The sequence below is a fragment of the Collinsella sp. AM34-10 genome, assembly GCF_003469185.1.
Lineage (GTDB): Bacteria > Actinomycetota > Coriobacteriia > Coriobacteriales > Coriobacteriaceae > Collinsella.
Genome location: NZ_QSIL01000001.1, coordinates 129163 through 150146, shown reverse-complemented (window position 1 = coordinate 150146; position 20984 = coordinate 129163). Strand labels below are relative to the sequence as shown.

The following is a 20984-nucleotide window of genomic DNA, read 5'->3' as shown; positions in this document are numbered from 1 at the left end:
CATAGGCCCCAAGTTCGGCCTGTAAGCTCGCCGCTTCAAACATCTCGATCTGTAACAGGAAGACCCAATTTCGACGACTAACTGTTACAGATTGAGATGTTTTCGAGAGACGGTTCCGAATGTCTCAATCTGTAACACGAAGGACCGGTTTTGGCGGTCAGCTGTTACAGATCGAGATATTCCATAGGACCATTTCTTCCTGTCTTGATCTGTAACACCTAGGCCCAATTTCCATCCCTAGTTGTTACAGATCAAGACATTTCGGCAGCCCCCTTTCACCATCCCATTCAAATACAAATATTTTGTTAGTCTTGGTTAACTTTTAAGCCTAAAACGGGTATCCTTTGCGGCGTCAAGCAAACGGCACGCACACCGTGCCAGATCAAGGAGGCCCCTATGGCGCACCAAGCAGACCGACAGACGATGCAACTCGTCCTTATCCGTCACGGAGAGTCCGAGTGGAACAAGCTCAACCTGTTCACCGGCTGGACCGATGTTGAGCTCACTAACACGGGTCGCGAAGAAGCCGCAGCAGGCGGCCGCGCCCTCAAAGAAGCCGGTTTCGACTTTGACGTCTGCTACACTTCGCGCCTCAAGCGCGCGATCCACACCCTCGACATCGTGCTCGGACAAATGGATCGCGAGTGGCTGCCCGTCATCAAATCCTGGAAGCTCAACGAGCGCCACTACGGCGCGTTGCAGGGTCTCAACAAGGCCGATGCCGCGGCAGAGCACGGCGACGAGCAGGTGCTCATCTGGCGCCGCTCCTTCGATGTCTGCCCGCCGGCACTCGAGCCGAACGACGCGCGCGATCCCCACACCCAGGAGCAATACCGCGACGTCGCGCCCGATCAACTGCCCTATACCGAGTGCCTCAAGGACACGATCGCCCGCGCCTGGCCTTATTTCGAAGACGAGATTCGCCCCCAGATGCTCGCCGGCAAGCGCGTGCTCATCGCCGCGCACGGCAACTCCCTGCGCTCACTCGTCATGAAGTTCGAGCACCTCACGCCCGAGGAAATCCTCAAGGTCAACATCCCCACCGGCGTGCCGCTCGTCTACACCTTCGACACCGATTTCAACGTCCTCGACAAGCGCTACATCGGCGACCCAGCGACCATCGCCGCCAAGATCGACGCCGTGGCCAATCAGGGCAAAGCGCACAAGTAGCCCCAACCCAAAACCGACGCGTGGCGCCGCACGCCCCAGATGCGACGCCACGCCGCCCATACGCAGGAGCGCACCATGCTCAACCATCTCAAACAACACTTTAGCTCGCACCGCACCGGAGGCCACGGAGGTCTGGATATCGCCCGGCACATCGGCCCCGGACTGCTCGTGACCGTCGGCTTTATCGACCCGGGCAACTGGGCCTCCAACATGGCCGCGGGCTCGCAGTTTGGCTACGCACTGCTGTGGATTGTCACGCTGTCCACGATCATGCTCATCGTCCTGCAGCACAACGCGGCGCACTTGGGCATCGCCACGGGCGCCTGTCTTGCCGAGGCCACGACCCGCTTTCTCCCCCGCATCGTGGGACGCGCGGTGCTCGGCAGCGCCTATCTCGCGACCATCGCCACCGCCATGGCCGAAGTCCTGGGCGGCGCGATTGCCCTTCAAATGATCTTTGGGCTGCCCGTGCGCGCGGGCTGCGTCATCGTGGCGGCAGTATCGATGGCGATGCTCATGACGAGCTCCTACAAGCGCGCCGAACGCTGGATCATCACCTTCGTCGGCGTGGTAGGACTCTCGTTTTTGGCCGAGCTTGCACTAGTCAAGGTCGACTGGCCGCAAGCCGCCGCAAGCTGGATCACGCCTAGTATGCCCACTGGCTCTGCCGCGATTATCGTGAGCGTCCTGGGTGCGGTCGTAATGCCCCACAACCTTTTTCTGCACTCTGAGGTCATCCAATCCATGCACTTCGAAGGCCAAGGCGAGCAGGTTATCGAAGAACGTCTGCGCTACGAGCTCTTCGACACGCTCTTTTCGATGGGCGTGGGCTGGGCAATCAACTCGGCCATGGTCATCCTGGCCGCAACGACCTTCTTTGCGCACGGCATGGTCGTAGACGACCTCGCCGTCGCAGCGGCCACGCTCTCCCCCATCTTGGGCCCGGCGAGCTCGACCATCTTTGCGGTAGCGCTGCTGTTCGCGGGATTATCGAGCAGCGTGACAGCGGGCATGGCGGCGGGAACCATCACTGCGGGCATGTTCGACGAGGAATACGACATCCACGACCGACATTCCTCGGTCGGGGTGGCGGCCTGTTTCGCCGGAGCAGTGGCGGCGTGCCTGGTCGTTCCAAATCCTTTTGAAGGTCTCATCTGGAGTCAGGCACTGCTGTCGCTTCAGCTGCCGATTACGGTCTTTGTGCTCATACGGCTCACCAGTTCACCCCGCGTCATGGGCAAATTCGCCAACTCGCGTCCACTCAACGCGCTGCTTGTAGGGATTGGTGCCATCGTGACGATTCTCGATGTCGTGCTGTTAACGGGGATGTAATTGGGATGGCGTGGCTGTCCAGATATAACGTCTCAATCTGTAACACGTAAGGCCGTTTTAAACCGTCAGATAAATCAAAAGGGTCCCAGCCGGAATATCCAGCCGGGACCCTTGGACAGAGCTCTGTATGGCTAATCGCCGTGCGTCTACGAGCTACTCCTCGACGAGCTCAAACTGATCGGGACCGACGCCGCAGACCGGGCACACGTAGTCCTCGGGCAGCTCGGGCGTGTCGACCTCAACCTCGTAACCGCAAACGGTGCACACGAACTTGTACGTCTTCTTTTCCTCAGCCATGATGTTCTCCTCTCGAACGTGACTACTGGTGTACTTGCTTATTAGTATATGTTCTCAATAATATAATGCAAGTATTTTTAAAACATTTCTAGCCTTGATACGAGGACGCCTTCGGAGGCGTCTTGCCCTTCAGCACCTTGTGGTAGTAGTCATAGGTCAACGGTGTCTCGCCGCTCAGACGCTCGGCATCCTCAACCTCGCCGATAAACAGCAGATGCGTGCCCACGTCCACGGTGTCGATCAGACGGCAGCTAAACAAGGCCGCCGCGTGCTCGGGAACATAGGGCATACCCAGCGCGGTCTCGCGCGTCTCGTACTTGGCAAATTTGTCATAGTCGCTGCTGGTGCGGAATCCAAAGTTGCCAATGTAGAGCATATCGGCCGTCTGATCGATCACGGTCAGCGCGAAGGCCTTGGCAGACGCAATAACGCCAGACGTGACGTTTTCCTTGTTCACGGCAACCGAGATGCGCGGCGGCGCGGACGTCACCTGCACTGCCGTGTTGATGACGCAGCCGGCGCGCAGTCCATCGGCCGCGGCGCTCACCACATAGAGCCCGCTCGGCATCGTAAAGAACGCAGCTTTGTCCATAACAACCACTCCCCTAACCCGGGATCGAACCTCATGGTTGTATGTACCCACAAAAAAGGCGGCGCCCATAACGGACGCCGCCTTTGAGATATATGTGTCAAAACAGTTAGGAAGACGGGACACCCGCAGTTGCGGTGAAATAGGGACTGAATAGCCCCTCAAACAGGCAAAACAGTCCGCATTCCACCGCAACTTATACAGAGTGCCTAGCGGTTGCGCTCCTTTAGCGCGCGATCGATTTCACGCTGAACGTCGCGCTTGGCCATGTCCTCGCGCTTGTCATAGAGCTTTTTGCCTCGGCCCAGGCCCAGCAGCAACTTTACGCGGCCGTCGGTATTAAAGTAGAGCTCCAGCGGCACCAGCGCATAGCCGCGGTTGCGCAGCTTGCCGTCAAGAAAATCAATCTCCTTGCGATGCAGCAGCAGACGGCGCCGGCGATCGGGATCACGATTCCACACACCACCGTGGCTATAAGGGTGAATATGCAGGCCCACGAGCCAGCACTCGCCGCCACGGATCAGTGCAAACGTGTCGGTGATCTGGCAGGCGCGCTCGCGAATCGACTTGACCTCGGTACCGCTCAGCTCAATGCCGCACTCAAACGTCTCGTCGATAAAGTACTCGTGATGTGCCGAACGATTCTTGGAGATGAGCTTGTGCTCGCGCTTACTGGGCATCGCCGGCCTCCTTGGCGCCATCGGCGTTTGAGCCCGCGGCGTCGCGCTTTGCCTTGCGCTCGGCGTTGAGCTCGGCGTCGCTCTCGCGCACCAGTTTGATGATCGCCGCGCAGGCCTCCTCGCCCACCAGGTCGCGGGCACGGACCGTCAGGCGCGTAGCTTCCTGCTTGTCGCCGTCGCTCGCAGCGTCGGTCGCACACATGATCAGGCAAATGGCAATCTCGGCCGAAGGCGAGGTCGGCACGCCCTGCAGGCTCAGCTCGCCCATCACATGGTCGTCGCTCTCATCGGCGGCATCGGGATAGGCAGTATGAATCTTGTTGAGCAGGCGCGTCGTATGCGCATCGCCAGGCGCAAGGCGCAGGGCCAAGCGGGCACAGCCCACGGCCGCCGAGACATTCTCGGTCTCGGGCTCCAAGAAGTACTGGCCCAGGTTGGCATAGGCGCGGGCGGCACACTTGCCGTCGCTCGCACGCTCCAGCACCGAAAACGAAAGCGAAGCCCACTCCTGCTTGTCCTCGAGCGCGCGGAACAGCTCGGCCAGGTCCAGACGATAGGTGCAGTTCATAGGATCCCAGCGCACGGCCTGCATCAAAGCGTTGCGAGCACTCACATAATCCTGTTGGCGAATGTAGGCGAATGCCATGTCGGAGTACAGACGGTCAAACGGCACCTCGACCTGAACCAGCTCGCGCGGATCATTCTCCACGCGGCGATAGGCCAAGCGCTCGAACTTGCTATCAAAGCTAAAGTATTGACGCTTCTCTTCCGTCTTGCACTCGGCATCGATATACTCCTCGGCAAGCTCCACCAGGCGCTCCAACAGCGGCGTCGCCGTGGCCAGATCGCCCTGCGCCAGATAGTTCTCGGCATACGTGATGTCTTGCAAGCTGATGGGCAGGTCCATGACTACTCCTCAAACCGGACGAAACGCGGCAAATGTCGCGTGTGGGGTGAATACACAAAGCCCGGGTCTCTTGCGAGGCCCGGGCGTTCATTTTGTGGTAGCCCGTACCAGATTCGAACTGGTGATCTCCGCCTTGAGAGGGCGGCGTCCTAAACCGCTAGACGAACGGGCCATATGTAGCAAATGCAATGGCTGGGATGGAGGGAGTCGAACCCCCATTGACGGAACCAGAATCCGCTGTCCTGCCATTAGACGACATCCCAATGACTGCATCGCTGCGCTCGGCTGTGCCTTTGCGCAAGAAAGAAATATACGGGAAGAACCGTCGTGACGCAAGCCCCAATTTTAACTTTTTTGAAATTCGGTCAAATTGGCCCGATTTAGCCCGACCCGTGAAGGACCTGTGAAGCTAGCCGTCGCACATGAAGGGCAGAACGCCGCGAACGGTAGCCGTCGACCGTTGGCAGATTCTATCGCGAAAACGATAGCACCAGGTAACACAATCGAAGCGGCAATAATCGCGTAGACATCGAGGCGCTATGGACGAAGAGCTGGATTACCTATGGGAGACCTTGGGGCTCGAGATATCCGCCGGACCTTGGCCCGACCGGGACAAAATCCACCCCACGCTGCGTCCCGCCATCACGGTGATGCAAGCGGAATACCGTCACGCCTCGTTTTTGATTATGCGGACGTCATGGCACGCGGCGCTCCCCGACCTCAAGCGCATCCAGGCGAGCCTCGTCGAGTTATCCGGCATGCCGACCGTCATATCCGAGACGCATCTGGAGCGACGACAGCGCGACCGCCTGCAGCGACAACGGATTCCGTTTATCTGCTCCGGCGTTCAGGCATACCTGCCCTTTATGGACGAAGAGTACTGGAGCGACACGCCCGACAAGCACGTAAAGTTCTACGACCCACACGAATGGGCACGGTTGGAGGACTGACTAGGGCAGGCCCGCCGGCGGAAAGTGCGTCTCAGATTTCAAGCTCAAACTGGTCCCCACTTTCCCGTCGAGCCCTCAACCGGAAACCGTATCCCAGAATCAGCGCTCAAACTGGGATGCACTTTCCGCAGTTGCTACAGCAGCACCTCGGCCCAGGCTGCTTCCTTAAAGCCAGGAATCGCAAAGTCATCGCCCACCAGCAGCGGACGCTTGACCAGCATGCCGTCAGTCGCCAGCAGCTCGTAGCACTCCTGATCCGTCATGCCTGCGTCCAGGCGCGCCTTCAGGCCAAGCTCTCGATACTTCATGCCCGACGAGTTAAAGAAGCGTCGCACCGGCAGCCCCGAACGCGCAATCCAGGTCGCAAGTTCCTCAGCCGAAGGATTGTCTATAACAATATCGCGATCGACGTACTCAACCCCGTGCTCGTCCAACCAGGCCTTGGCCTTTTTACACGTCGAGCATTTGGGATATTCAACAAACAGCACTGCCACGGGGATTCCCTTCTTAGAAAAGACAAGTGTCTGGCAAACAGCGCATCGATGGCCATCTGCGACCGATGCCGATATTGTAGCCGGCACCGACGTACAGGCGGTCGCGGTTTTCCATCTTGAGGTTAACGTCTCGCATGGGCGCCAATGGTACGGTATGGGCGACACGACGGATGTTGGTGCCCATCCACATGCAAACGGGGGCAAGTGGGTCTGGGTGGGCGACGGTAGCCGTTGAGCCCGCGTCCCCGACAGCCCTACTCCGTCTCGCGCATCCAGCGATCGAAGGTCCCCACGCACACACCCAAACGCTTTGCCGCCTGACTCCGGGTAATATTGCCCGCCTCATAGATATCGCGCACTCGTTCAAATTGCGGAGGGCACGGCTTGCGGGGCCGACCAAAACGCACGCCGCGCGCCCGCGCCGCCGCGATTCCCTCCGCCTGACGACGGTGGATGTTCTCTCGTTCCACCTGCGCCACATAACTCAACAGCTGCAAAACGATATCGGCGATCAGCGTGCTGGTCACATCCGATCCGCCGCAATCTCTCGCACGCGTATCGAGCAACGGCATGTCCAGCACAACGATGGCCGCACCAAGTTCCTTGGTTATACGACGCCATTCCTCGAGTATCTCGCTGTAGTTTCGACCCAGCCGATCGATGGAAAGCACCACCAACACGTCACCGGAAGCCAAGGCATGAAGCAATTCCCGATACCGTGGGCGATCAAAGTCCTTGCCGCTCGCACGGTCGGCAAAAACATTCGCCGGCTCCACGCCATAGGCGCTCAGCGCATCCAACTGGCGATTCAAATTTTGATCACGCGTGCTCACCCGCGCATACCCATATACCGTTGCCACAACATCCCCGCTTTCTCGTAAACCCGCCAAAAAGGGACAGGCTTGTTTTGGTAGGTCCTATCTCCCAAAAGCATATGAAGAAGCGGCCGAGCTCATGGCAGGGCAATCAAGAGACACGCAAAGAGGGCGGCCCCGAAAGACCGCCCTGTCCGCTTTGCCGATACTCACTCCGTACCGGTTAATGAATGAGCTTAAAGTCCAAATGTCCGCGAGTAGTGTTGACACGCGAGACCTCGATAATCACGCGCTGCCCCAACTCAAAACGGCGTCCCGTGTCGGCACCCGTCAATGTGAGCGCGTCCTCGTCAAACTCAAACCACTCGTTACCCAAGCTCTTAATGGAAACCAGGCCCTCGACCTGCGTCAGATCGAGACGCACGAATAGTCCCATGCTGCTGACCCACGAGACCGTTCCGGCATAGCGCTCGCCCAGGCGGTCCTCGTAGTACTGAGCAATCTTGATTTTTTGCGTCGCATGGCTGGCAGCGTCGGCCGCACGCTCGGCGTCGCTGCACGCGCGGCAGATTTGCGGCAGGATGCGCGGAAGCGACTCTCTGCCTTTTCCGATCAGCCTCGGCGTACGCACCAAGGCGTCTTTTCCACCCAGCTGCTCGTATGCCAGCTGCAGCTTGAGCACGCGATGCACCACCAGATCGGGGTAACGGCGAATGGGGCTCGTAAAGTGGCAGTAGCACGGCGCGGCGAGCGCAAAGTGACCCTCGTTGCGCGGCTTGTACAACGCTCGCTGCATGCTGCGCAGAAGAAGGGTGTTGACGAGCGGCGCGTTAGCCGTACCGGCAGCGGCGTCAACCGTCGCCTGCAACTCGTCGGGACTTCCCAGGGCAATGCCCGCCGCACGGCGATCATCGATGATGCCGAGCTGCGTCAGCGCCACAGCAGCACCGTGTAGGCTGTCGGGGCTGGGGTCATCATGCACACGATAGCACGCCTCGATATCGCGGTCGGCCAGCCACTCGGCCACGCACTCGTTAGCCAGCAGCATTGCCTCCTCGATAAGCGAGGTTGCGCAGGAACGCTCGCGTGCCACAATCTGCACAGGCACGCCGTCCTCATCCAGCAGCGCGCGAATCTCGGCCGTATCAAAGTCGACCGAACCGCGTGCGCGACGTATGCGACGCCGAAGCTCCGCGAGTTCGTTTGCGGCGACCAGGAAATCGGCCAGGTCAACGTTACAGCTGTGAGCAGTGTCCTCGCACGCAAGCCCGCGCTCAAGCGCTTTTTCGCGCGAGGCTTCGGCCACAGCGACATCCTCCGCAGCGCCCTCCAACACGGAATACTCAACTGCGCCGGCACGCACCAGCAGCGCCTCGGCACCGTCATAGTCCATACGCACACGCGAGCGAATCACACTGGGATAGGGATCATAATGACGCACACGGCCCTGCGCGTCGAGCTCGATGTCGACGGTAAACGCCAGGCGATCCTCATCGGGACGAAGCGAGCACAGGTCATTAGACAGGCGCTCGGGCAGCATGGGAAGCACACGGTCGGCAAGGTAGACCGACGTCGTGCGATGGCGGGCCTCCAGGTCGATATGTCCGTCCCAGGCAACATAGTGCGAAACGTCAGCGATATGCACGCCCAGCTTATAGCCGCCCTCGGGCGTGCGCTCGAGCGAGATGGCATCGTCAAAGTCGCGCGCATCAACCGGGTCGATGGTGATGACAAAGCGATCGCGCAGGTCACGGCGAAGCGGGTCTTTAAGCGCTGCAGTCACATCGAGCGAAAGCGCCTCTGCCTCTGCCAGAGCCGCCTCGGGATAGCCGTCGGTATAGCCATAGCGCGCCATAACATATTGGACGCCCAGATCGGGCGCATCGTCGCCGCCAATGCGGCGATCGATCGTCACCGTGCCCGACTCCAAGCGCGTCGGGTAGGTCAGAATACGCGCGACGACGACATCGCCAGGGCGCACGCCCAGGCGCTCCGCCGAATTGTCCTCAGGCAAAATAAAGAAATCGGCTTTGAGACGCGAATCGAGCGGTTCGATCACACCAAGCGGGCCGGCCGTCTGATACGTACCCACCACGCTGATGGCGGCACGCTCGATGACGCCCTCGATCACGGCGCGACGATCCCCGCGCGGTCCCGCCTTGATGCTTACGGCCACGGTATCGCCGTCCATAATCTCACGCTTACCGCGACCCATGACCTTGTAATCGCCGTTGTCGGTCACGACATAAGCGCTGTGCTCATGGAGCTGAACGCGGCCAGTCATGCTCGGGCGACGCTCGCTGCGCACCGGCCCGCGTTTATTGCGTGCGCTACGCTTATGTTTGTTATTGCGCCCCATGGCGCCTCCTTACTATCGATAGCCGTTTACACCCCAAGAGTCTACCCAAATGATCCCTAGGGGACGGCAGGATTGCGAATCACTCGAATCGACCGACCCCCTAAGTGATCCGTTTTCCTCCGTCCCCAAGGGATCAAAAAACGGGCCGTCCCAAAAGGAACGACCCGTTGGAAGGAACGAATTCCAAGCATGCCTACACGCGCAGGTAACGGCGCATGGCGATGGCAGAGCCAAAGAGGCCGATGAGCACGCCGACAAGAATCAGTGCGGCGTAGGTCACCAGATAGTACTGCATCGGCAGCGTAAACGACATCCAGCCGACACTCTCCTGCAGGCGCGGAACCAGCAGGTTGCGCAGCAACTCCAAAACACCGATGGAAAGCAGCGAGCCCAGAATGGCCTGAAGCACGCCCTCGGTAATGAACGGCCCGCGAATGAAGCCGTTGCTGGCGCCCACCAGGCGCATAATCGCAATCTCGCGACGACGCGCCGTGATGGACAGGCGAATCGTGTTGTTGATAAAGATGAACGCGATAAAGGTCAGCAGGCCGACGAGCACCACGGCGGCGATACGGATGTAGTTGGTCACCTGGAACAGGCGGCTCACTTCCTCCTGGCCATACAGCACGCTCGCGTTGACGTCGCCGTCGTCCGCGATCTTTTGGAAGTCGGCGTTCTTCTTGAGCTTCTTGGCCGTGCTCTCGACCTGAGACGGGTCGTCCATCTCAATCGCGAACGAGGCCGGCAGCGGGTTCTGGCCGTCGAGCGCGCTCATGGTGGCGTCGGCGTTGCCCGACATCTTGCTCGTGTACTCGGCCAGCGCGGCGTCCTTATCCTTATAGGTCACGGACTTGACGTTGCTCCACGTCTTGAGCTCGGCCTCAAAGGCCTGGACGTCTGCCTGATCGGCGTCATCGCTAATAAAGGCATTGATGACAACCTGATCCTCGACGGTACCGATCACGGAGTTCAGCATCGCGGAACCCATAATGAACAGGCCGATGATAAACAGCGAAAGGAAGATCGTGATGACGGCGCCGAGCGAGGTGGTCCAGTTACGGAAGAAGTGGCTGATAGCCTCTTTGAGCGAATAGCCCACGTTAGTTGGTGCCATAGTTGCCGTAACCTCCCCTCTCCTGGTCGCGGATTACGTGGCCGCCCTCGAGGGCGATCACGCGACGGTGCATGCTATCGACCATCTCGCGGTCGTGCGTGGCAACGATCACGGTGGTGCCGGTACGGTTAATGCGCTCGAGCAGCTTCATAATGCCCAGCGAAATCGCGGGGTCGAGGTTGCCCGTGGGCTCGTCGCAGATAAGCAGCGGCGGACGGTTGACCATAGCGCGGGCAACGGCGACACGCTGCTGCTCGCCACCGGACAGCTGATCGGGCAGAGAGTCCATCTGATCGGCCAGACCGACCAGGCGAAGCACCTCGGGCACCTGGCTGCGAATGACGCCCTTGGGCTTGCCGATGCACTGCAGGGCAAACGCCACGTTTTCGTAGGCGGTCTTCTGCGGCAGGAGCTTAAAGTCCTGGAACACGGCACCGATCTGGCGACGCAAGAACGGAACCTTGCGGTTCTTGATCTTCATGAGGTCCTGGCCAGCGACCAAAATGCGGCCGCTCGTCGGCTTGACGTCGCGGTTGAGCGTCGACAGCAGCGTGGTCTTACCCGAGCCGGAGTGACCGACCAAGAAGACAAACTCGCCAGGATAGATCTCGATGTTGATGTCGTCGAGCGCGGGCTTGTTGGGCTGTGCCGGGTAGATCTTGGTGACATGCTCCATGAGGATGACGGGCTCGACACCGGCCTGCTTGGCCATCTTCTTGCGGCTGGCCTGCGGATCGATGGGCGCAAACACCGACGTAAAGTCGGGGTTGTTGAGCGCATTGTCGAGGCTTGCGACCTCGGCGGCCTGATCGCTCTCGACTACGGGAGCCGCGGGCTGCGTAGGATCGGGAATACCGGCAAAAAGACCGGACTGCGCAGGCTGTGGCGCCGGAGTCGCAGGAGCCAAGGGGTCGGGAATACCGGCCATGACAGGCTGCGGCGCAACAGCGTCCGCCTGGGGCTGATCCACGCGAGCGGTCACCTTCTGCACGGGCTCAAAACCCGCGGCCTCGGAAAGCTCGACATCATTGGTGGGATTGTAGGCAAAGGGATCTGATGCCGGCTGTGCCTGATCTGCCGGCTGTGCGGGGATCGGGCTAAACAGCTGATCCTCTGAATCCGGGGTGGCGAAACGAGTGCCCGCGGCGCCTGGCTGCGTCTTGGGGGCGTCATCGCCCGCACCGGAGGTACGGAAGTGGTTACCCACTGGTGCTCCTTATCGTCGTGCGTTTAAACTACATGAGCGCTTTGTATTTTAGCAGCATTAGCTTCGCTGCACATAAGAAGCATGGCGGGGTTTTGGTCCCACCGGCCGCGCGCAGGGTTACCTCCCAAATCGTCCTCGGACATGTCGGAGCCCCCGCTGCGCACTACGTGCGGCGGGGGCTCCTCCGTCCTGCGGAAAGATTTGGGAGGTAACCCTGTGCGCGGCCTGCGGCTACTAAGGAGTCGCCGCGTTTCTATTAGGTGCAGCAAATGCAAGCTTGGGAGGGTCTGAATTGCACTTTGTTGGGATGGGCCCGTTTCCCGGAGGAAGCTCTTGCTTGAAATGGGCTTGATTTGATTGTTGCGCAACTCGGATTTGGATTGTCGATTTACAGTGGCCTCGATGGGAACGCCTATGGTTGTGGGGGCCAGTATGAATTGTCCTTATTGTGGAGCTGAGTTGCGCGATGGCGTGAGGTACTGCACAGCGTGCGGGGCTGCCGTCAATGGCATCTCTGCTGATTCTGAGCTTCGGGTAAAGCCTCGGAACCACGTTGCGGTCATCCTTACCTGCATGCTGGTAATTGGCATTGTCGGCGGTAGCTGTATGGGCCTTCATCTGCGACAGGTGTTGTCGCACTTCGTATCCGCCCATTCGGAACACGCCATTGTGCTGGATGTCACGGCTGCGGGCTGGGACACCGATAACGGAGCATCGCGCGTTCCGATACACATTACGGGCAAGACCATCGACGGAATAACGGTCGACAGGATTGAGTTCGTCGCCTCCGATGGCTCTGGCATCAATCTCACGCAAGGTGTATACACGCTTGAGGCAGCAGGTTCCCCTATCGCTGCGGACGGCACCATCTATCAAATTCCATGCACGAGTGCCACGCTCGTCCTCGATGACGCCTTTGCCATGAGCGAAACGATCGATCTGGCCGAGCTTGCAGAACAGGATTCGATTCTCACCTTCTGCCCCATTGATGCCGCCGATGTGACCAATGACGAAATCTATGATGCCGCTTTGCTCGCCATGACATACCGAGGCAGCGATGCCCCCGATGTCGCCGCACTGTGCCAAGCCGCAATCAATCGTCGCGACGGAGCCAGCACAAGCGGGAACGCCTTCGAAAGTTGCGGTGAAATACAGATTAATTGAGCCTTTAGGCTGGCAAAACAGTCCTTATTTCACCGCAACAGAAACAGGGGCGCTCTCCAAGAGAGCGCCCCTGCCGGGTTTCCATAGTACTGGCGAAGCAGTCCTTGAGATCCGCCTTGCCTTATGCCAGGAACTCCTTGGTGGTCGCCACGATGTTGGCGGCGTCCAGGCCGTACCTGTGCAGGAGCTCGGCACCCGGACCGGACTCGCCGAACGTGTCGTTGACGCCGATCTTCTTGAGCGGCGTCGGGCACTGCTCGCACAGGACATCGGCAACGGCGCTGCCCAGGCCGCCGATCACGGAGTGCTCCTCGACGGTCACGACGCGACCGGTCTTGGTGGCGCTCTTGACGATCAGGTCAGCGTCGATGGGCTTAATGGTGTGCATGTTGATGACCTCGGCGTCGATACCCTCGGCAGCAAGCTGCTCGGCAGCCTCGAGGGCCTCGCCGACCATCAGGCCGCAGGCAATGATGGTAACGTCGGCGCCCTCGCGCATGATGATGCCCTTGCCCAGTTCAAACTTGTAGGTCTCGGGGTCATTAATGACCGGCGAGGCCAGACGGGCAAAGCGCATGTACACAGGGCCGTCGCACTCGTAGGCGGCGCGCGTCACGGCGCGGGCTTCTACGTCGTCAGCGGGAACGATCACGGTCATGCCGGGGATAACGCGCATAAGGGCGATATCCTCGCAGCACTGGTGCGTGGCGCCATCCTCGCCCACCGAGATACCGGCGTGTGTGGCACCGATCTTGACGTTGAGGTGCGGGTAACCGATGGAATTGCGGACCTGCTCAAAGGCGCGGCCGGCGGCAAACATGGCAAAGGTGCTCGCGAAGGCAACGCGGCCGGTGGTTGCGATACCGGCGGCAACACCCATCAGGTTGCTCTCGGCGATGCCCACATCGAAGAAACGATCGGGACAGGCGGCCTTAAACTTGCCGGTCTGCGTGGCGGCGGCCAGGTCGGCGTCGAGGACCACAAAGTCATCGTGCTCGTTGGCGAGCTCGACGAGGGCCTCGCCGTAGCTTACGCGCGTGGCGATTTTCTTGACGTCTGCCATCCTAGAGCTCCTCTCCGGCGGCCGTGAGCTCTGCCATGGCCTGCTCAAACTGTTCATCGTTGGGGGCCTTGCCGTGCCAACCAACCTGGTTCTCCATAAAGGAGACGCCCTTGCCCTTTGTGGTCTCGGCGATAATGGCGGTCGGCTGACCCTTGGTGGCGCGAGCCTCGGCAAAAGCGGCGCGAATCTGATCGAAGTCGTTGCCGTCGGCGAGCTCCACCACATGGAACTTAAAGGCGCGGAACTTGTCGGCGAGCGGCATGGGGTCGTTGACCTCCTCGACGGGGCCATCGATCTGCAGACCGTTGTGGTCGACGATCACGCAGAGGTTGTCGAGCTGCTGGTTGCCGGCAAACATGGCGGCCTCCCAGACCTGGCCTTCCTCGCTCTCACCATCGCCCAGCAGGGCGTACGTGCGGTAAGTATCGCCCCAGTGCTTAGCGGCAACGGCCATGCCCACGGCGGCGGAAATGCCCTGGCCGAGCGAGCCAGTGGACATGTCGACGCCCGGGGTGTCGTTCATGTTGGGGTGACCCTGCAGGTGGCTGCCGATGTGGCGCAGCGTCTCGAGATCCTCCTTGGGGAAGAACCCGCGCTCGGCGAGCACGGCGTACAGGCCCGGAGCGCAATGGCCCTTGGAAAGCACAAAGCGGTCGCGATCGGCCTTGCGGGGATCGGCCGGGTCGACGTTCATTTCCTCAAAGTACAAATAGGTCATGATGTCGGCAGCGCCGAGCGAACCGCCCGGATGGCCAGACTTGGCAGCGTGCACGCCGGTGACGATGCCCTTCCTTACCTCGTTGGCAACCTTTTTGAGCTCTTCGTCGCTCATTGTGCCTTCCTTTCATCCTCTTAAGACAAGATGCGCACGGCACCGAAGGTAATCCCAACACAGCCGCAATGCACGTACGTCATTCATTATGCTGGAAACCGATGGCTTTACCAGAGTATTTATCATTATTTGAACAATTGAGCAGGCAGAATCGCTGATGAAACGGTTTACCAATGTGAACGTCTTTTGGATGGAACGTAGTCGGCCCTACGCGTTAATATCCTTGAATCCCTCACCGAAGGCTTCCGTAACGTCGGCGACCGTCACAATGGCGCGAGGATCGCGCTCACGCACGATCGTTTTGAGGGTGTTGAGCTCTCGACGGCTAACGATCACCATGATCACCGGCTTCTCGACGCCCGAATACATACCAGTCGCCTTTAATTTGGTGCAGCCGCGTCCCAGACCATACATGATGTCGGCCGCGATATCGGGAAAATTCTCCGAGATGATAAGTACCATACGGCGCTTATTGCCGCCATCGACCACAGCATCGATCACATAACCGCTAATGACCATCGAAAGGCCTGCATACAGCGCGTTTTCGACCGAGAATACCGGGGCCGAGAGCGCGCACACGGCAACGTCGATCGCCATGACGGTCGAGCCCACCGGCAGCGAGGTGTTACGCGAGATGATTTGGCCAATCGTGTCCGAGCCGCCGGTGTTGGCGCCGGCGCGCAACACCATGCCGTAACCGATGCCCGTGATAATGCCGCCCCACATAGCGGGAAGCATCAGGTCTGCATGTGCCAGAGGCGCTACAAACGGGGCAAACAGATCGGTAAAGAAGCCCAGCAGCACAAAGCCCGTCGCCGTCTGCACTACATAGAACATGCCGCCCTCGCGCATAACGATCAGCAGCAGCAAGGCATTCATCACGATGGTCTGGATACCGACAGGAAGCGACACGCCTCGCGCTGCGCCGACTGCCTGGATAATCGTCGCAAGGCCCGTAACGCCACCGGCTGCAAGACCGTTGGGAATCAAAAACAGGTCGGTCGCGATGGCGGCCAAGGCACACCCCAACATGATCTGGGGTAGATCGTGAAAGAAGTTCATCGAAAGAATGCGCTTGATGTCCAGACGATATGCCATGCTGCCTCCTTCAAAAAAGCGCACCCCATCGGATGCGCTTTGAACTTCTTCATGTATTCGATTCTACCGATTCGCCAAACAAAAACCACCCCTGTGCAGGGTATGTTCTGGATACAAAACCACCCTGCTCGGAGGGTTTTAATCCATTTCCACATAAACTGAGCGGTTTATGCAGACGGGGCCTCCGCGTCAGCGTTGCCGGTAGCCCAACGGTGATAGCCAATCACAAATGGATCCAGATCGCCGTCGTCAAGAACGGCCTCGACGTTGCTGGTCTCCACGCCCGTGCGCAGGTCCTTAACCATCTGGTACGGGTAGAGCACGTAGCTGCGGATTTGGTTGCCAAAACCAATTGTGGTCTTGGGCCCGCGAATCTCATCCAGGGCCTCGGCGCGCTTTTCGAGCTCAATCTCGTACAGGCGCGCCTTGAGGATCTGCATGCACGCGGCCTTGTTTTGAATCTGGCTGCGCTCGTTTTGACACGTGACCACGATACCGCTGGGGAAATGCGTTACGCGCACGGCGGAGTCGGTGGTGTTGACACCCTGGCCGCCCGGGCCGCTTGCATGGTACACGTCGACGCGAATGTCATCGGGGCTAATCTCGATATCGATATCGTCGGGCAGCACCGGAATGACCTCGACGCCGGCAAACGTAGTCTGGCGGCGCTTCTTGTCGTCGGTGGGGCTAATGCGCACCAGGCGGTGAACACCGGCCTCGGCACGAAGCATGCCAAAGGCATCCTTGCCTTCGACGGTAAAGGTCGCGCGATCGATGCCGATAACCTCGGCCGCGGGGCAATCGTTGATGGTGACCTTCCAACCGCGGCGCTGGCAGTACTTCATGTACATCTTAAAGAGCATGAAGGTCCAATCCTGGGCCTCCAAGCCACCCTGCCCGGGCTTGATGGTCACAATTGCGTCGCCGTGATCGAACTCGCCGGTAAACCAGCTCGCAAGCTCAAGCTCGTCGATGGCGCGGGAAAGCCGCTCCGCCGTGGCGGCAGCCTCCTCACGCAGCGCGGCAGCATCGGGGTCATCGCCCATTTCCTCGGCAAGCTCCAGCGCGGCGCGAGCATCGGAAAGCTCACCGCGCGCCGTATCCACGGCGGCGATGTCCTCCTTGGCGCGTGCAATCTCCTCCATCGTGGCGCGAGCGGCATCGGCATCGTCCCAAAAGCCCGGGGCGACGCTTTTGGCCTCGAGCTCCGCCACGCGGGCGCGCTTCTCGTCCAAATGGAGATACGACTCGACCTCGCCGAGTCGGTCCGCAAACGCGTCCAACTCGGCGGGAGTTACCTCTAGAGTCTCGGCCATTAACGATTCCTGCCGTGGCAGTACTTAAACTTCTTACCGCTACCGCAAGGGCACAGGTCGTTGCGGCCCACGTTGACATAGGGGTCATCGCTCTCGGACTTGCGATAGGTCGTCACCTTGCCACCGTTGTTAACGGCAGCCGGACCACCCTGGACGGCGGTGCGGGCCTGCACCTGAGCCTGCTTGCGCAGTACCGAATCGCTGTTGTCGCCATCGACCTCGGCGGGACCAGAGAAGCGCGCACCCTTAAGGGCGGGGTCCTCCTTGTGCTCCACAGCCTGCGGGGCAGCTTTGAGCTCAATGCGCAGAACAGTGCGCAGGTAATCCTCGTACATGGTATCGACGAGTATCTGGAACGCGCCGTAGGCCTCGGTCTTGTACTCGACCAGCGGGTCGCGCTGGCCAAAGCCGCGCAGGCCGATACCGGTCTTGAGGTAGTCCATCTCCTGCAGGTAGTTCATCCAACGCGTATCGATTACGCGCAGCATGACCTGGGTATTGAGCTCGCGCATCAGGTCCTCGCCCAGGCGCTCGGCCTTCATGTTGTAGCACTTCTCAACATAAGCCAAGACATCGGCGGCCAGGGCCTCAAAGTCCTCGTCGGGGAACTGAGGGGTATCGATATGCCCGGTCAGCTCGACGACCCATTTGCGCAGACCCTCAAGATCGCGCTCGCCCTCGTGGCTGTCCTTGGTGCAGAACTCCTGCACACAGCGGTACACGGTATCGTGCATGACCTCGGTGATGTGGTCGGTCAGGTCCTTGCCGTCCAGAATCTTGTTGCGCTCGGCGTAGATGACCTGGCGCTGCTTGTTCATGACGTCGTCGTACTCAAGAACGCTCTTACGCATGGAGAAGTTGATGCTCTCGACCTTGTGCTGGGCATTCTCGACGGCCTTGGAAATGATCTTGTGCTGGATGGGCATGTCATCGCCCATGTCGGCCGTAACCATCATCTTGGAGACGCGGTCCATCCTGTCGCCGCCGAACAGGCGCATGAGGTCATCCTCGAGTGACAGGTAGAACTGGGTCTCGCCCGGATCGCCCTGACGACCGGAACGGCCACGCAGCTGGTTGTCGATACGGCGGGACTCATGGCGCTCGGTGCCGATAACGGTCAGGCCGCCGGCGGCAAGCACGCGCTCGCGCTCGGCCTTGCAGGTCTCCTTGGCCTCGGCGTTAAACTGCTCGAGCTGCTCGGGCGTCACGTCCTCCATGGTCAGGCCCTCGTGCTCCAGGCGCTCGCGCACCAGCTCGTCGGGGTTGCCGCCCAGCAAGATGTCTGTACCACGGCCGGCCATGTTGGTAGCGATGGTCACGGCGCCATAGCGACCAGCCTGGGCCACGATATGGGCCTCGCGCTCGTGGTGCTTGGCGTTGAGGACCTCGTGCGCGATACCGCGCTTAGTGAGGGCGGCGGACAGTTTCTCGGAGCTCTCGATGGAGACGGTGCCCACCAGGACCGGCTGGCCCTTGGCGTGACGACGCTCAACGTCGTCGGCAACGGCGTTGTACTTGGCCTGGATGGTGCGGTAGACCAGGTCCTCGTGGTCAACACGCTGCACGGGCTTGTTGGGGGGAATGACCTCGACGGGCAGCTTGTAGATCTCGCGGAACTCGGCGTCCTCGGTGAGCGCCGTACCGGTCATGCCGGAGAGCTTATCATACAGGCGGAAGTAGTTCTGCAGGGTGATGGTGGCAAGGGTCTGGTTCTCCTCGCGCACGAGCACGCCCTCTTTGGCCTCGATGGCCTGGTGCAGGCCCTCGGAATAGCGGCGACCCTCCATGATACGACCGGTGAACTCGTCGACGATCTTGACCTCGCCGTTGGTGACCACGTACTGCTTGTCGCGGTGGAACATGTACTGGGCCTTCAGCGCCTGCTGCAGGTGGTTGACCAGCTGGCCGGAGAGATCGGCATAGATGTCATCGATACCCAGGCGGCGCTCAATCTTCTTAAGACCGCGCTCGGTGGCGGCGATGGTGTGCTTGGCCTCGTCCATGACGAAGTCGCCCGTGGGCTCCACGTCCTCGGTGGCGGTGAGCATGTCGTGCGAGACGTCCTCACCGCGCTCAAGGCCGCGCACGGCGCGCGCGAAGTCCTTGTAAGTGCTGGCGGACTTGGTGCCGGCGCCCGAGATGATGAGCGGCGTTCTGGCCTCGTCGATCAGGATGGAGTCGACCTCGTCGACGATGGCGTAGCTGTGGCCGCGCTGAACACGCTGCTCGGGGCGGGTAACCATGTTGTCGCGCAGATAATCGAAACCGAACTCGGAGTTGGTGCCGTACGTGACGTCGGCCTGGTAGGCTGGGCGCTTCAGCTCGAGCGGCATGTTGTTCTGCAGCAGACCGACGGTCATGCCCAGATACTTGTAGATGCGACCCATCCACTCGGAGTCGCGCTTGGCCAGGTAGTCGTTGACGGTGACGACGTGCACGCCCTTACCGGCGATAGCGTTGAGATAGCCGGCCAGCGTGGAGACGAGGGTCTTGCCTTCGCCGGTCTTCATCTCGGCGATGTGGCCCTCGTGCAGCGCCATGGCGCCGATGAGCTGTACATCAAAGTGACGCATGCCCATGGTGCGCTTGGAAGCTTCGCGCACGGTAGCAAAGGCCTCGGGGAGCATGTCGTCGAGCGACTCGCCGTTGGCGTAGCGCTCACGAAACTTATCGGTCTGGGCGCGGAGCTCCTCCTCGGTCATCTTCTCAAACTGGGGCTCAAGACCGTTGATCTTGTCGACGATCTTGTAGTAGCGCTTCAGGTCCTTATCGGATCCAAAGGACAGCAGCTTTGACATGAATCCCATGTGGTTTTCCTTTTTGGCCATCGCCCGCGGCATGAAACCTTGGACGAGTTAAACACAGATATTTGTACTTTAGCCAAACAAGGCGCCGCCTATGCGGTCGACACGCTCGACCACGTAATAACTACGACAGCCTGCCAAAAAGGGACTGGTTTATTTTGGCAGCTTTTATCTGGGAAAACGCTGCCTCTCTGCCATTTGGTGCAAATCAACCTGTCCCATTCGCACCAACCTGGTGCAATGGGAACGGGTTAGCTTGCACCAATAAAAAGAAAAGGGCCGCGCACCCAAACGGATGCGCGACCCTTATGCCATGAATGCGAGTGTTTCCGCGGCGAGCTATTTACTCAGCAGCCTCGGCGGTCTCGGCCTCGGCAGCGACCTCCTCGACGGGAGCCTCTGCGGGAGCCTCGGCGGCCTGCTTGGCAGCCTCCTCGGCAAACTTAGCGGCACGCTTAGCCTTCTCGGCAGCCTTAGCCTCAGCGGCGGCCTTGCGAGCGGCCTCGGCCTCAGCAGCCTTGGCGGCCTTGGCAGCCTTGGCCTCCTCAGCCTTCTTGAGCTGGGCGGCAGCGGCGCCACCGAACTTGTCGGCGAAGCGCTGGACGCGTCCACCGGTGTCGACGAACTTCTGCTGGCCGGTGTAGAACGGGTGGCACTCGTTGCAAAGCTCGACCTTCATCTCGGACACGGTAGCGTGCGTCTTGAAGGTGTTGCCGCAGGAGCACGTCACCGTGCACTCGACATACTGGGGATGGATACCCTGCTTCATGGTAGGACTCCTTATTAGTCAGGC

At 60.1% G+C, this 20984-nt stretch carries 19 protein-coding genes, 2 tRNA genes and 1 pseudogene; 5 read left to right on the top strand and 17 right to left on the bottom strand.

All coding sequences use genetic code 11. The features are described from left to right. The first annotated feature begins 423 nt into the window (after positions 1-423). Positions 424-1170, top strand: a complete 747-nt coding sequence (gene gpmA / locus DW823_RS00700; RefSeq protein WP_199574301.1) for a 2,3-diphosphoglycerate-dependent phosphoglycerate mutase — start codon at positions 424-426, stop codon at positions 1168-1170. Positions 1171-1245: 75 nt separating this feature from the next. Continuing rightward, the gene (locus tag DW823_RS00695) at positions 1246-2502 is read left to right on the top strand and encodes an Nramp family divalent metal transporter (protein WP_118079485.1); all 1257 of its coding nucleotides are present in this window, start codon (positions 1246-1248) and stop codon (positions 2500-2502) included. Positions 2503-2655: 153 nt separating this feature from the next. Here the strand turns inward: DW823_RS00695 and DW823_RS00690 are convergent, their stop codons facing one another. The 6 genes from DW823_RS00690 to DW823_RS00665 form a co-directional block, all read right to left on the bottom strand. After that, positions 2656-2799 (bottom strand): rubredoxin-like domain-containing protein, encoded by a 144-nt coding sequence (locus tag DW823_RS00690; protein WP_035137395.1) that lies wholly within the window; start codon positions 2797-2799, stop codon positions 2656-2658. 88 nt (positions 2800-2887) lie between these two features. Further along, a complete protein-coding gene (locus tag DW823_RS00685) occupies positions 2888-3391 on the bottom strand; it encodes a flavin reductase family protein (RefSeq protein ID WP_118079483.1) in 504 nt (167 codons plus the stop codon). Positions 3392-3597: 206 nt separating this feature from the next. Next, positions 3598-4068: an SsrA-binding protein SmpB gene (gene smpB, locus DW823_RS00680; protein WP_118079481.1), complete on the bottom strand. Its 471-nt coding sequence runs from the start codon at positions 4066-4068 to the stop codon at positions 3598-3600. Then, positions 4058-4975, bottom strand: a complete 918-nt coding sequence (locus DW823_RS00675; protein WP_118079479.1) for a hypothetical protein — start codon at positions 4973-4975, stop codon at positions 4058-4060. The genes smpB and DW823_RS00675 overlap by 11 nt, the downstream gene beginning before the upstream one ends. 95 nt (positions 4976-5070) lie before the next feature. Continuing rightward, a tRNA-Glu gene (locus DW823_RS00670) sits at positions 5071-5147 on the bottom strand. A 17-nt stretch (positions 5148-5164) separates the two neighbouring features. Beyond that, positions 5165-5238 (bottom strand) — tRNA-Gln (locus DW823_RS00665). Positions 5239-5514: 276 nt separating this feature from the next. On the opposite strand from DW823_RS00665, the gene DW823_RS00660 reads away from it, so the two are divergent. After that, positions 5515-5925: a hypothetical protein gene (locus DW823_RS00660; protein ID WP_118079477.1), complete on the top strand. Its 411-nt coding sequence runs from the start codon at positions 5515-5517 to the stop codon at positions 5923-5925. A gap of 134 nt (positions 5926-6059) precedes the next feature. Here the strand turns inward: DW823_RS00660 and DW823_RS00655 are convergent, their stop codons facing one another. The 5 genes from DW823_RS00655 to ftsE all read right to left on the bottom strand — a co-directional run bounded on the left by DW823_RS00655 (position 6060) and on the right by ftsE (position 11914). Then, the gene (locus DW823_RS00655) at positions 6060-6425 is read right to left on the bottom strand and encodes an arsenate reductase family protein (protein ID WP_255415129.1); all 366 of its coding nucleotides are present in this window, start codon (positions 6423-6425) and stop codon (positions 6060-6062) included. Between the two features lie 248 nt (positions 6426-6673). After that, positions 6674-7279, bottom strand: a complete 606-nt coding sequence (locus tag DW823_RS00650) for a recombinase family protein (protein ID WP_118079473.1) — start codon at positions 7277-7279, stop codon at positions 6674-6676. Between the two features lie 178 nt (positions 7280-7457). Beyond that, positions 7458-9593: a ribonuclease R family protein gene (locus DW823_RS00645; protein WP_118079471.1), complete on the bottom strand. Its 2136-nt coding sequence runs from the start codon at positions 9591-9593 to the stop codon at positions 7458-7460. Positions 9594-9786: 193 nt separating this feature from the next. Beyond that, a complete protein-coding gene (gene ftsX, locus DW823_RS00640; RefSeq protein ID WP_118079469.1) occupies positions 9787-10707 on the bottom strand; it encodes a permease-like cell division protein FtsX in 921 nt (306 codons plus the stop codon). Then, entirely contained in the window at positions 10694-11914 is a 1221-nt protein-coding gene (gene ftsE, locus DW823_RS00635; protein ID WP_118079467.1) for a cell division ATP-binding protein FtsE, read from the bottom strand. Before ftsE ends, ftsX begins: the two co-directional genes overlap by 14 nt. Before the next feature lie 402 nt (positions 11915-12316). Between ftsE and DW823_RS10025 the strand changes: the two are divergent. Both DW823_RS10025 and DW823_RS00630 read left to right on the top strand, forming a co-directional pair. Further along, a pseudogene (locus DW823_RS10025) lies at positions 12317-12412 on the top strand (zinc-ribbon domain-containing protein); the annotation flags it as partial. Between the two features lie 108 nt (positions 12413-12520). Next, positions 12521-13078 (top strand): hypothetical protein, encoded by a 558-nt coding sequence (locus DW823_RS00630; RefSeq protein WP_233542941.1) that lies wholly within the window; start codon positions 12521-12523, stop codon positions 13076-13078. A gap of 121 nt (positions 13079-13199) precedes the next feature. Here DW823_RS00630 and DW823_RS00625 read toward each other — a convergent pair whose 3' ends face one another. The 6 genes from DW823_RS00625 to rpmE form a co-directional block, all read right to left on the bottom strand. After that, the gene (locus DW823_RS00625) at positions 13200-14141 is read right to left on the bottom strand and encodes a transketolase family protein (RefSeq protein WP_118079463.1); all 942 of its coding nucleotides are present in this window, start codon (positions 14139-14141) and stop codon (positions 13200-13202) included. Position 14142: 1 nt separating this feature from the next. Beyond that, positions 14143-14973, bottom strand: coding sequence for a transketolase (locus DW823_RS00620; RefSeq protein ID WP_118079460.1), 831 nt, complete (start codon positions 14971-14973; stop codon positions 14143-14145). A gap of 207 nt (positions 14974-15180) precedes the next feature. Next, positions 15181-16071, bottom strand: coding sequence for a YitT family protein (locus DW823_RS00615; RefSeq protein ID WP_118079458.1), 891 nt, complete (start codon positions 16069-16071; stop codon positions 15181-15183). A 167-nt stretch (positions 16072-16238) separates the two neighbouring features. Beyond that, positions 16239-17387, bottom strand: coding sequence for a peptide chain release factor 2 (prfB, locus tag DW823_RS00610; protein ID WP_118079456.1), 1149 nt, complete (start codon positions 17385-17387; stop codon positions 16239-16241). Beyond that, positions 17387-20194 carry a preprotein translocase subunit SecA gene (gene secA, locus DW823_RS00605; protein WP_118079454.1) on the bottom strand — a complete coding sequence of 936 codons (2808 nt, stop codon included), beginning with the start codon at positions 20192-20194 and terminating at the stop codon, positions 17387-17389. Before secA ends, prfB begins: the two co-directional genes overlap by 1 nt. A gap of 340 nt (positions 20195-20534) precedes the next feature. Beyond that, entirely contained in the window at positions 20535-20960 is a 426-nt protein-coding gene (rpmE, locus tag DW823_RS00600; protein WP_118079452.1) for a 50S ribosomal protein L31, read from the bottom strand. Between the last annotated feature and the right edge of the window lie 24 nt (positions 20961-20984).

Excerpts from the sequence above, each read along its gene's own strand:
- gpmA (WP_199574301.1), top strand. The coding sequence starts at position 424 with ATGCAACTCGTCCTTATCCGTCACGGAGAGTCCGAGTGGAACAAGCTC.
- DW823_RS00695 (WP_118079485.1), top strand. The coding sequence starts at position 1,246 with ATGCTCAACCATCTCAAACAACACTTTAGCTCGCACCGCACCGGAGGC.
- DW823_RS00690 (WP_035137395.1), bottom strand. The coding sequence starts at position 2,799 with ATGGCTGAGGAAAAGAAGACGTACAAGTTCGTGTGCACCGTTTGCGGT.
- DW823_RS00685 (WP_118079483.1), bottom strand. The coding sequence starts at position 3,391 with ATGGACAAAGCTGCGTTCTTTACGATGCCGAGCGGGCTCTATGTGGTG.
- smpB (WP_118079481.1), bottom strand. The coding sequence starts at position 4,068 with ATGCCCAGTAAGCGCGAGCACAAGCTCATCTCCAAGAATCGTTCGGCA.
- DW823_RS00675 (WP_118079479.1), bottom strand. The coding sequence starts at position 4,975 with ATGGACCTGCCCATCAGCTTGCAAGACATCACGTATGCCGAGAACTAT.
- DW823_RS00660 (WP_118079477.1), top strand. The coding sequence starts at position 5,515 with ATGGACGAAGAGCTGGATTACCTATGGGAGACCTTGGGGCTCGAGATA.
- DW823_RS00645 (WP_118079471.1), bottom strand. The coding sequence starts at position 9,593 with ATGGGGCGCAATAACAAACATAAGCGTAGCGCACGCAATAAACGCGGG.
- ftsX (WP_118079469.1), bottom strand. The coding sequence starts at position 10,707 with ATGGCACCAACTAACGTGGGCTATTCGCTCAAAGAGGCTATCAGCCAC.
- DW823_RS00630 (WP_233542941.1), top strand. The coding sequence starts at position 12,521 with ATGGGCCTTCATCTGCGACAGGTGTTGTCGCACTTCGTATCCGCCCAT.
- DW823_RS00625 (WP_118079463.1), bottom strand. The coding sequence starts at position 14,141 with ATGGCAGACGTCAAGAAAATCGCCACGCGCGTAAGCTACGGCGAGGCC.
- DW823_RS00620 (WP_118079460.1), bottom strand. The coding sequence starts at position 14,973 with ATGAGCGACGAAGAGCTCAAAAAGGTTGCCAACGAGGTAAGGAAGGGC.
- DW823_RS00615 (WP_118079458.1), bottom strand. The coding sequence starts at position 16,071 with ATGGCATATCGTCTGGACATCAAGCGCATTCTTTCGATGAACTTCTTT.
- prfB (WP_118079456.1), bottom strand. The coding sequence starts at position 17,387 with ATGGCCGAGACTCTAGAGGTAACTCCCGCCGAGTTGGACGCGTTTGCG.
- secA (WP_118079454.1), bottom strand. The coding sequence starts at position 20,194 with ATGGGATTCATGTCAAAGCTGCTGTCCTTTGGATCCGATAAGGACCTG.
- rpmE (WP_118079452.1), bottom strand. The coding sequence starts at position 20,960 with ATGAAGCAGGGTATCCATCCCCAGTATGTCGAGTGCACGGTGACGTGC.